General features: G+C 62.5%; 4 protein-coding genes and 1 pseudogene. All 5 read right to left on the bottom strand.

The window, feature by feature from the left end:
* A partial coding sequence (locus AAFO90_RS22855) for a transposase family protein (protein WP_347510901.1) occupies positions 1-527 on the bottom strand: 527 nt, incomplete at its 3' end.
* Positions 528-1,430: 903 nt separating this feature from the next.
* The gene (locus tag AAFO90_RS22860) at positions 1,431-1,994 is read right to left on the bottom strand and encodes a Panacea domain-containing protein (RefSeq protein ID WP_347510902.1); all 564 of its coding nucleotides are present in this window, start codon (positions 1,992-1,994) and stop codon (positions 1,431-1,433) included.
* Between the two features lie 210 nt (positions 1,995-2,204).
* Positions 2,205-2,369, bottom strand: a pseudogene (locus AAFO90_RS22865) (transposase); the annotation flags it as partial.
* Positions 2,370-2,731: 362 nt separating this feature from the next.
* Positions 2,732-9,004, bottom strand: coding sequence for a DUF4011 domain-containing protein (locus tag AAFO90_RS22870; protein ID WP_347510903.1), 6,273 nt, complete (start codon positions 9,002-9,004; stop codon positions 2,732-2,734).
* A 130-nt stretch (positions 9,005-9,134) separates the two neighbouring features.
* Complete coding sequence (locus tag AAFO90_RS22875) at positions 9,135-10,388, bottom strand: hypothetical protein (RefSeq protein WP_347510904.1); 1,254 nt, start codon at positions 10,386-10,388, stop codon at positions 9,135-9,137.
* Positions 10,389-11,300 lie beyond the last annotated feature (912 nt).

An 11,300-nucleotide genomic window follows, 5' to 3' on the forward strand; every position in this document is an offset into this window, starting at 1 on the left:
CAGATCAGCGTGCCGTAGCGCTGTCCCTTCCGCCATGCCCAGTCGTCGATACCCACCACGCGGGGGTCCGCGACAGCCCCTTCGGTCTTCGCCCGAACGCTGCGCAGGAACGTGTCTTTGCTCACCGGCAGCAAAAGCCGTCCGGCAAGCGCCTGCGCGGGGCGCCCACCGAGAGCAATGCCGATGTGACGTACCAGTTCCTGCAAGCGTGACGTCCGGCGCGCATGTGGCCGCGTGACATCAGGTGGGAACCGTTCTGAAAAAATCTTCGTTGGGCAACCTACAGCGCGGCAACGAAATCGACGAACCAGCAGAACCAGTTCAACTTCTCGGCCATGGGCAGGGAGATCGGCTGGCCGACGCCAATACTTACTGTGGACATGACGAGAGACCGTGCCGCAGCGGGGACATGCTGCCGAGGCATCCAGGGAACGGGCGTGGACCCGGACCCTGTTGCCATCAAGCTCAACTTGGTCGGCCTTCAACCCTGCCGGTAGAAAATCTCGTCGCGAAAACCATGAACCCATCGGCAACCTCCATCAAGTTCGCCGGGATATAGCGCTCTGGCAACTCAACTGCACCAAATGCGCGACAGAGCCATTTTTGCACGCCGATAGAGGGTCAAGATTGCGTGCCGATTGACAGCTCGGGTGCATTTGCCCCCAATCCCTCCGTGCTGTTGGAGCAATCAGGGGGCGGATCAGTCGCCTGCCACGCTATCAGCCGCAACCAGATCCAATGGTTGCCCCAAGCGTCCGCGCACTTTCCCCATAGCCCGTTCCAAGACCCCCGCGGCTTCCTCCTTCCGAGGTTTGTCAACGCGGGCCACCACCGCGGAATGGCCACCGGTGCGCACCGGCCCGCATCGAAAAACCTTCAGGATTCCGGAAGTTCGCCACACGTGCGAACGTCACCTTGTCAGATCACGGAAGCGGACACTCGGCCAGGATCGCACCGCGCAACCCGGGGGCACCTACAGGTAGCGCGGCAAGCGGCCATTCACTGCCGTTGCGCAATTCGGTGGAGGCCGAAATAGAAGTGCACACGCATAAAATGGCGCAACGTTCACAGTTGACGGAAATACTTCAGAACGTTTCCAGGAGTGTCTGGAGAAACCGTGATGCCAGCCTCAACGCGGTTAAACACTTCAATAGCCATGTCAGGCTGTGGAATTAAGACATTAGTATCAAATCCGCGCTGAATTTGGTCCGCTCTGCTGATCTTGGCTTGGGCGTAAAAGACATAAGATAAGTGCTTCACAAACGGATGATCACCAACGTCCAATAGACATGTCTGATCGCAGCCATCATAGAATGAACTGATATTTACAATCAGGTTCAGACCGTGCTGACACGTGTCATTGCACACAATGAACAGATGTTTGTCTGGCCCAGAGGGGACCAGCAGGGTTCCTCTCCGATAAACCAACTCTAAAGCGACGCCAGAATGTCTTGGGCATTCTGAAGGCTCTGATATTCACGAGCGCGTTTTTCCGCTTCGTCGACACCCACTGCCTTCATGATCTCTTGCAGACTGATTTTGCGGGATGATCCTTTAGGATCTTTCCATTCCGGCACGTTCTCGGCCACATGTGTCCAGTCACGCAAAGCCCACTTATTCATGTTGCCAAACTGGGTCCAGATGTCCGCAAGGATAGCCAGTTCTGTTTGGCTAAGTTCATCAAGGTCATCAACAGATATGTTGGTGTTGGCTAAGCCCACGTTGTGGTCTTCGCGGTCCTTGAGAAAATCAGCCCATCCCACGCCCTCGGGATTATATGCGCCACTAAGGTAGTCATAGGTGATAGAGTTTACCGGACCATGCGGCATGGATACCCGAGCTTCATCTTGAATCGGGTGCCCCCTGCGCTTCACGCTTTCACGATCAGCGAGATAAACTAACTTCACTGCCTTCAAGACCGACACAGCTGATCCACCCGACTGAAGGGCAAAATATGCAATCGTTTGCGCCGCTTTTCGTGGATTGTAAGTCACTACTTCGGTTCCCTTGTGTCAACAAAATATGCACACGGAGCTTACGTTAGACAAGAGAGGTCAGTAAAATGTGAACGTTCTTAGGAGAATCGAGGACACACTTGGACTGGTGGAACTATTTTATCACCAGACAACTTCAACGAGCTGTCCACAATTACAGTATTCTTCTCGGAGAGTCAACGGCAGCTTCGGGCCGTTTCTGCCGCGCTCGAACACGCCTGACGCGCCTTCCAGCAACGCCCGCTTCCATGTGTGGATCATCGTCAGGTGAACCCCGAACCGGCCCGCCAGTTCGGCTACCGTCTGCTCACCCTTCAGCGCCTCAAGCGCCACCTTCGCCTTGAAATCTGCCGAATGCTGCTGCCGTTTCGACATCTCTGATCTCCTTCTCGTCGAAGATCAGCAGACAGCAAATCTTAGCCTACGCCAGTGTCCGAATTTCGGGGGGTAGGTCACTTTTCTTCCACCGTCGCACGTATCGAAGGGCGATTTGATGCGATCGACACATCAGCTAGCTTCCTGCGATTTTATAGAGAGCTTGCCGACGCCGCGCTTTCTCTTCCGGGTCCGGATCAGTGTCGATCCCATCGGGGCTGGGTCAGGTAACAGGTCCCCTGAAGTTGACCCGCAAAACCTGAGGACTCGATGGATGTGCTGCCGAAATCCCAAAGATTTTTTCGTTATAAACACGCGCTTTGACCGCGAAACGAAATGCTCACTGCAATTCCAGTCGGACATTAAATTAATGCATCGAATCTCACGAGTGCGCTTGCGAGCGCATGCTCGGCGACGAAACGCATCGCGTGTCCCGCCTCGATCTTTTTGAGCGCAGCCTCGATCTTGGTCCCGTAATGGGTCGTCTTCCAGTGGCGCGATGCGGTGTTGGAGACGATCACGTAGTCGGTTTCGTCGGTCACCGTGTTCTTGAGCGTGCCGCCGCGGCGCGCGATCTCGTCGCCGATGAGAGAGCGGGGGCCCATGCTCATCTTGCCCGTCAGCACGAAGACCTTCCCCTCGAGGTCAATTGCGCCGGCATCAGTGATCGGGTCAGTCGGCGCGAGCACGCCGCCGATATTGGCGACACCCGTGTCGGCGTGCCCGTCGGTGACCAGCTCGGCAATCCACTCGCGGATCTCTTCGGCCTCTTCCTCGTCGAGCACCGCATCGGCGAGGGCCTTGTCCACTGCCCAGCGCAGGTGCGCGAAGATTGGCGCCTCCGCGAGCGTCGGGTCGGAATGGAAACGCGCATGGATCTTGCGGGCTTCCGTAGAAGTGATCCGGCCGTCGCAGATGATGCCGGAGCAGAACCCGAGGAAGGTGTTGATCACGTCCTTTTCGGCCGCGAGCTCGGGATCGGCGAGGCTTTCGCGGAGCGCGTCGCACTGGATCGATATCGCGGTCATGAGGTCGCCGTCGGCGTCCTCGAGGGCTTCTGCCAGCATCTCCGTGACCCGACTCTCCCCGGCATCGCCGAAGAAGGCGTCGATCTCGCGGGCCTCGGCAACCAATGCGTCGGACTCATCCTCCTCGATCCCGTCGGAGGCTGCGACGCCTTCGAGGAACCCGAGCCAATAGAAGCCGCGCTTGCGCGTCGTCGCCGTGCGGTTGAAGCAGTCATAAGCCTGATCCTCGCGCCACTGTTCGATGCGGGCCAGGGCCTGCTCCGATAGGGAAGGCTTCGGACCCTTCTCGACCGCGGCCGTATCCGGGGAGGCGTAGGTCGGCCCAGCCTCTTCGAAGAGCCGGCCTTGGCGTGCATCAGCCGAATCCGTTTTCGCGGCTGCCTTTGCGGCCTTCTTGGCCTCGGCCTCTTCTGCCGCTTCCGCTTTTGCGGCGGCCTCGGCCTCAGCGGCCGCCTTCCGGGCCCGCTCGACGGCCTCGGCACGGGCTTGCTGGCGCTCCGCCTCCTCGGTATTCGCGCGCGCCAGCGCGGCGTCGAGCGCGGCGCGCAGCTTTTCAATCTGCCCGCGCGGATCACGGAACCAGTCCGTCGACCAGATCCGGTGGAAGTGCCAGCCGAGGCCCTCGAGGACCTGCTGGCGCAGCCGATCGCGATCGCGGCTCGAGCGCGCGCTGTGATAGGGCGCGCCGTCACATTCCACCGCGAGAATGAAGCCGTAGGGCCAGTCCGGGTGGCGCACGCCGATGTCGATCTTGAAGCCCGAGGCACCGACCTGCGGCACGGCCTCGTAGCCCGCCGCCTCGATCTGGGCGATCACGAAATCCTCGAACGGGCTGTCGGTCTCGCCGCGCTCGACCTGGATGTCGCCGAGCTGACCGGTGCGGGAGAACTCGAGCCAGGCGCGCAGCATCTGCACGCCGTAGGCCTTGCCATCCGCCTGGATGTCGGTGGGCACCATCGAGGAGTAGGTGACGATTTTCTCCTTGGCACGGGAGAAGAGCACGTTGAGGCGGCGGTGGCCGTGCACCGAGTTCACCGGGCCGAAGCGCTGGTAGGTCTTGCCTGTCTCCGGGTCGGGTCCGTAGAGCGTCGAGATCATGATCACGTCGCGCTCGTCGCCCTGGATCGTCTCGAGGTTCTTGACGAAGAACTCCTCGAGCCCGTCGTCCTTCTCGGCCCAGCGCTCGATATAGGCCTCCACATGTGGGTTGCGGGCGCGCTCGCGCTCGAACTCAGTGACGATGAGCTCGGTCTGGTCCTTGTTCATGGTCGCGAGACCGAGCGAGCGCTCCGGGTGGTTACGCATGTGCTGGATGGCGCCGGCGACGATGGCGCGGGCTTCGGGGATGTTGCGGCCCTTGCGATACTCGCCCTCGACCTTCACGAGCTCCACGCCGAGCTCCGGGTCGCCATCGCGGGCGGCCGGGAAGATCGTCAGCTGTCCGTCATAGACCATCTTGTTGGAGATCGCGATGAGGTTGGGATGGCGTGAGCGGTAGTGCCAGCGCAGCTGGCGCACTGGCGTGAAGGTCGTGTTCGCCATGTCGAGGATACTCTCGCTGTCGGTGCGGACATCCTCGTCCTCGTCGGCATCGTCGAGCACCTTCGAGAAGAAGTTGGTGGGCGGCAGCTGCTTGGTGTCGCCGACGATCACGACCTGGCGGGCGCGCATGAGCGCGCCCAGCGCGTTCTCCGGTGTCATCTGCGAGGCTTCGTCGATTACCACGAGATCGAAGGTGAAGTTCCCATGCAGATACTGGGCCACGGCAAGCGGCGACATCATCCAGCAGGGCTTGAGGTCGAGCAGGGCGGCACCGGCGCGGGCCGTGAGGTCGCGCGCGCTGACACGGTTTCGCATCAGCTGCATCTGGTGATTGATAAGCCCCATTTCGGTGTAGCTGGACACTCGGCCCTTGTTGTTGCCGGCGGGTGGATGACTGTTCTCGATCAGCTCCTCGCGGATCGCGAGGCGCGACAGGTTCGTAAGTTCGCGGTCGATCCGCGCGATGTCGCGCCGAAGGCGATCGAGGTCGGCGCCGTCGTAGGTATCGAGCGTGCGTCCAAAGCGCGCCTGCACATGGTCCGTGAGGCTGCGTGCGTAGATCGCCTCGACGATCTCGGGCAGGTGCGCGCTATGGGAGTGACCGTCCTCGCTCTGCACCCAATCTGTAAGAGGTTGGAGGCCCCGGGCTTCGAGGGCGGCGAGCGCGCGTAGAAGGCGCGCTTGGTCGACAAGCCCTTCGGAACGGCGCGCGGCATCCCGGAGGTCGGGCACGCGATGGGCGAGGTCGTGCAGAGCCACTTCCGCGTCGTCGGTTCCCGAACAGGGCAGAGCGATCTCGCCCGCGACCGCGGTCGCTTCCTTGGCGAGCTCCGCATGACGCGCGAATACTCGGTCCGCCTCCTCGATGAGGGACGCGTCGGCGCCGCGACGCATGAGGCTGATACCCGCGCGCGGTTGCGGCAGTTTGGCGATGGCTTCGGCAAGCAGGATGGCGGTGCGGATCGCGTCGGTGGACTCGATCCCGGCGAGAAGCTCGGCGGCGCGCGAACGGCCCGCGGCCTGGTGCGCCTCGGCGCGCTGTGCACGCGCGGTGCGTGCCTGTTCGATCAAGGCGGCGTCGAGCGAGGACCGCTCCTTGAAAGACAGACAGAGGGTGGAGGCCACCTCGCGCTCGCTGCGCGCCGCGTCGAGTTGCTCTTCCGCAGAGGATAGCTGAGCCACGAGGCCTGTCAGCGACGTGGGCGGCATGTCGGCCTCGGCCACGAGGTCGCGGAGCGACTGGAGAGGGCCGGTCTCGAGCGCGTAGCGCAGGCGGTCGTCGCCCTGCGAAAGCTGCACCACGGTTTCGTGGAAGGCTGCCAGCGCATCGAGGAGCTCGGGGTCGCTGTCCACGCCTTTGAAGAATGTGCCGAGCTGCGTGGAGAGCCGCGTGTCGGCGGCCAAAGCATCGCGCTTTTCCGCCCACCTGGCATAGTCGCGCAGCGCAGACGCGGCCGCCGGGCGCCCGGCTTTCGTGTCTCCACCCAGCGTCTCGCTGTAAAGCGCCCAGGCGGCCTTGTAGCGCGCCGAGAGGAACCGGAAGAGGCCGGCCGCGTCAATAGCATCGGCGGCGGCTTTCAGATCGGTGGGTGAGTGGGTTCCGGCGCGCGGCAGGCGCTGGCGAATCGTGTCGCGCTCTCTCGCGAGGGCGCGCTGGCTGGCGGCCGCTTCACGGGAGGTCGCAGGCACGAGGCGCGCCTCATCGGCCAGCCGGCGATCGAGCACAGGCTGTGGTGCGCTGAGCAGGCGTTGGGCATCGAGCCGAAGGTCTGACAATGTCAGCCCCTCATCCTCCGAAATCTTCGCCCAGCGCGCGGGCAGCGCGGTCGCAAGATCGCGCTGGTGGCCAAGCGTGTCGCGCTGGGCGTCGAGTTGCTCGATCTCCACTGCCATGGCGGCTGGATCGATCGTCCCCTTCTGGCGCCAGGCCATCTCCGCGGCCGATGCGATGGTTGCATCCACATCATCCGCGTCCGGTTCGGACAGGATCTCGGCGAGCTCCTTGTCCGCGGCTTGGGCAGCATCACGGGCCTCGCATACATCATCGGCGGCGCGGCGCATCTCTGTGTCGAGGAGGCGGTCGACCAGATCGGCATCGGCTTCAGGATTTGCGACGATAGCGGCCAGCGCTGCCCGAGTCGGTCCGGCACGGGCGAGCACCGGGTCTTCGGGCAGATAGGGGCGCAGCGGGCTGTCCTCGGCATCGGCGCGGAACGCTTCGATGGCGCGCGCGAGCGCGGCGAGGTCCGTAGCGATGTCATCGGCCTCGTCGGCGCGCAGCGGCGCCTTACGGGCTTCCCGCCAGAGCGTGGCGATCCGGTCGGCCCCGTCGAGCCGGTCGACGACCATGCGGGCGTCGCCGTCGATCTCGGTCCGGGTTTCCTTGTCGAGGGACTCGGGGGCGGCAATCCGCAGGCGTCGAATGTCGCGCGGCAGGCCATCTATATGCGAGGCTGTCGAGATCGCGCGTCCAACGGCTTCGTGCACGGTCAGTCCGCATGCGTCGAGTTTGGTGCCGAGGGTGTCGAGATAGGCCTGCATCTCCGAGCGTCGCCGCGTGAGCGCCTCGTGACGGGACCGGTGCGCTTCGGCCGACCCGGCGGGCGGCCGCTCCGTCCCCAAACGGTCTTCCAGGCTCTGAAAGACGGCGTCGCGCGAACCGCGGCCGGCTTGCAGCGGCAGGATGAACTCGCCGAGGCCTGCAGAGTCGAGGCGGTTGCGCACAACGTCGAGTGCGGTCAGCTTCTCGGCCACGAACAAGACCTTCTTCCCGTCCGCCATCGCCGACGCGATTAGATTGACGATGGTCTGGCTCTTACCCGACCCAGGAGGGCCTTCGATCGCCACGTTAGTCCCGTTGGCGACATCCACGAGAGAGGAGAACTGGGAGGCATCCGCATCCATGACAAGGCGCGGCACCCGCGTCTCCACCTCCGGGTCGTCGGTGTCATAGATCTCGGCATAACTGGTGCCGTCTCCTCCAACGGAGGAGAGCATGGTTTCGATCAGTGGGCTCTCGACCACGTGGCCGTTGTCCGGATCGAGGTCGCGATACATGGCGATGCGAGAAGATGGGAAGACACCGACCAGCGCTTCGCGGCGCACGGACCAGTGCCAGCCCGAGGGTGCGAGATCAGCCACAGCTTTGAGGTAGTTCTCCACGGAGCCTTCTTCATAGGGCGGCAGCTCCAGGCCGAACTGCGCGCTGAGCGTCTGAGCGAGTGTCGTGTTCAAGCCGAGCTCGTTCTCGCCGCAGATGTGATATTCGGCCCCGCCCGGCGCTTTTTTCCGGGACATCCGGACTTCAAGGAGCAGGAGGGGAGAGCGCGCCGGGGTCCGGGACGACCCGGGCTCGTTCCATTCAAGAATGCCGAAGGCGGTGTGGAGCACGTTGACGCCGGTCTCGCGCTCGAAGGCGTGGCCGCGGTCATGGAGCGAGCGGCCGACCCGGTCGAGCCGCTCGGGCAGCAGCAGCGTCTGGATGTCGGCATCGTCGTGCCGCCCGTCGTCGGGGCTCTCGCTCCGCTCGGGCAGAATATAATCGGGGGAGATGCCGTGGTTTCGGGCATGCGCGGCCAGCGACGGGTTTTCCTCTGTCTGTCTTTCGGGCAGGCCAAGCTCGGCCCGCACCCGGTCCTTGAGCGCCCGCTCGAGGTCGAGCTCTTTCTGGGCGTAGTCGGAATCGGTCGGATCGAGTGCCGCGGAGTCTTCGAGGTGCTTCTCGTCGGTCGAGCGCGCGATCTCGAGCGCGTCGAGAAATTCGTCTGTCTGTTCGTCTGGCAACGGCTCGTCGATCGGCGGCAGGGCCACGAGCCGCATCGGGTGCTGGTTGTGCAGTCGCTCGGCCAGCACGTCGGGCAACTCGTCAACGAAGCGAATTAGACTCGACGAGTTCTGGCGGAATGGGACTTGGATGAGTGGATTGCGGCGCGAACTGTCGAGGAGACGCGCCCGCAGATGCTGGATGCGGGATCGAACGATCTCGCCGATGCCCTGAGCTTTGCTGTCGCGGTTTTCTGCGGCGGCATCGTCTGCGGCGTCTTCGGCGAAATGGTTCTCGGTCATGATCCCTCCTGGTCTCTGTATAGTGGATATTGGCCAGAGGCCTGATTGCCAAAAGAAAAGGCTGATTCATTAACAATATGGGGTGCGATTACATTTGTGAATGACAGAGGCGAGCCGGCGTTTTTGCTGCCTACCTCTGATAGGCGCTGATCACGCCAGAGGTGGCCCGACGCCCGGCGGCACGGCTTTTCGGCCAACACCACGAGCTGGACTGCACATAGGAGACCGCGCGGCATTGGGCATATTCAAGGCAAATCTGCTTGCAGCGCGCAAAGCTGATCCCGCGGATGCCGTCGGTGGTGAGGTCGCTGCCGAGGAAGTCGGTGCCGGGGAGCTCGACCATGCTCGGGCGGGCCGGTTGCGGTGTCTGTGCGAAGGGACATCCACTGACGAGTTCGGCCAGCCGCTCGTCGCGGAGGGTCTGCTGGAAGCCGAAGAAGATGTTGCCGCTCGGCGCAACGACACGTGCCCCAATTTCCCGCGCTGTCGCGACGGCGACGGCGAGGTGCGGTGGGATTTCGAAGACGATCCGTCCGCGCATGTTGCTGCGCTCGACGACATCCCATGTCCGAACTGGATGCCAGGTGTCGTCGATCGCGATCTCGAACGCGTCGTAGGCGGCGAGTGCCGGCTCGTGGAGATCGGCCACGCCTGCCGTTCCGGCGTGGGTGCAGAAGAGAGTGAGAAAGCTGTCCCCGGTGATGGCGATCTGGCTCAGGCGCAGCGCTATGTCGCCGTTGACGTTTATGTATTCGGCGCGCTCATCGTAGATGCCATTCGTGACGACGCGCCAGGCTTCGAGATCTCGTTGAGGCACCCACAGGATGTCGTCATGCTCGATTAAGGAAATCGCCTCGAACAGATCCGGTTCGACGCGGTGGGAGCGAAGATATTCCGAGAGGATGCCCGAGAGCGCCTGCCCGAGGGCCGCGCCCTGCTGACCGTCGAGATCGCTGTCGTATAGGCCGAACTGATGAATGCCGATACGCGCCCCATCGGGGAGGTAGCGATAGTCGGCAGCGAGATAGGCATAGACGCAGGCGCTTGCGCAAACGGCGTTGGGCAGATCGGAGGAGCCCACCTGGGCGGAGACGATCGCGGGGATGTCGGCAATGAAGCTGCCGAGCTCCAGGCTTTCCATGAGAGAGCCGCCGGGGCTGTCGAACATGAAGAGCACGTCGCGGACATCGCCGGTGTCGGCCGCTTCGAGAGCCGCTCTCAACTTCTCGGTGTCGCCGGCGACGATCTCCCCGATTGCGGTGATGTGGAGGGTGGGCTCTCGTATCGGTCTGAAGTCGAGACGTTCAATGGAGAATTCCATTGCTGCGACGCCGCCCGGCAAGAGGGAGAGGATTAGAACGATAAACTGGATTGCACTACGCAAGAATTTCCCTCCGAGAAGGGCTCGGGTGCCAAGGATTGATCGGCTACCGCCCGAGCGGATTACTTTAACCTTTAGTGCCTGTAAGGCCGAAGGTCGACGATCACATGTCCTTCCGGCGCTGATGCTAATCTCGAAGATCGGATCAGCGTTTTGGGACGTCCAGCGGCATCGACCTGGGCCCCTTTAACCACCGCTGAGACGATGGATGGACAACTCGCCATACTTCCCTGCGTCCTCCGAGAATGCTGCGATCGCTACTGCCTGCAACCCGAGATCTCTAACAAGCTCGGACAGTTCCGCGATCGAGTCCTCCCAAGTGTCTGGGACGATAAGGAAGGCCTGAGGATGCGCGCGTGCTCGCAACGCCGCCATGGAAAGGATTTCGATGAGATACCTTCGATGGCGCTTGCTGCGGTGTGCTTTGCACTCGATTGCCGCGACAATCTTTCCATCACGCAAGACGGAGAAATCTGACGGCACCAAGCTATCCCTTGGACTTCTCACTACCTCGACATCGTTGCCGAGTTCGAGCGCTGCGGGGGGGGGGCTTGCGAAGAAACCGATAGACCTGCTCTTCGAACGCTTGGGCACGCTTGACCCGCTCATGGGCCGTGGCGCCCCGTCCTCCCCCTGCGACCTGCACATGCTCAAGCGCCTTGCGAAGGTCTCCGCGAGAGACCTCGACAGAGAAAATTTTGGCGTTATGCTCTGGGCTAAGTCGTTGGAAAAAATGAGATCTGAGAGAGTATCAGGACGCCGATCGCCCCGCTTCGGGGTCAATTTTGGGCTCTGACTCAAAGTTGATGCACCTTTTCAACTATGATGCCGCGACAAGCCGAGCCTTGAGCAGGTCGATATTCGCGCGACCATACATCTGGCGTTTCAGCGTCTTCAGGCGATTGATCTGGCCCT

It is taken from the genome of Phaeobacter sp. CAU 1743, assembly GCF_039839315.1.
In the GTDB taxonomy this organism is placed as follows: domain Bacteria; phylum Pseudomonadota; class Alphaproteobacteria; order Rhodobacterales; family Rhodobacteraceae; genus Phycobacter; species Phycobacter gallaeciensis_A.

Coding starts and splice junctions, on each gene's coding strand:
- AAFO90_RS22870 (WP_347510903.1), bottom strand. CDS start 9,004: ATGACCGAGAACCATTTCGCCGAAGACGCCGCAGACGATGCCGCCGCA.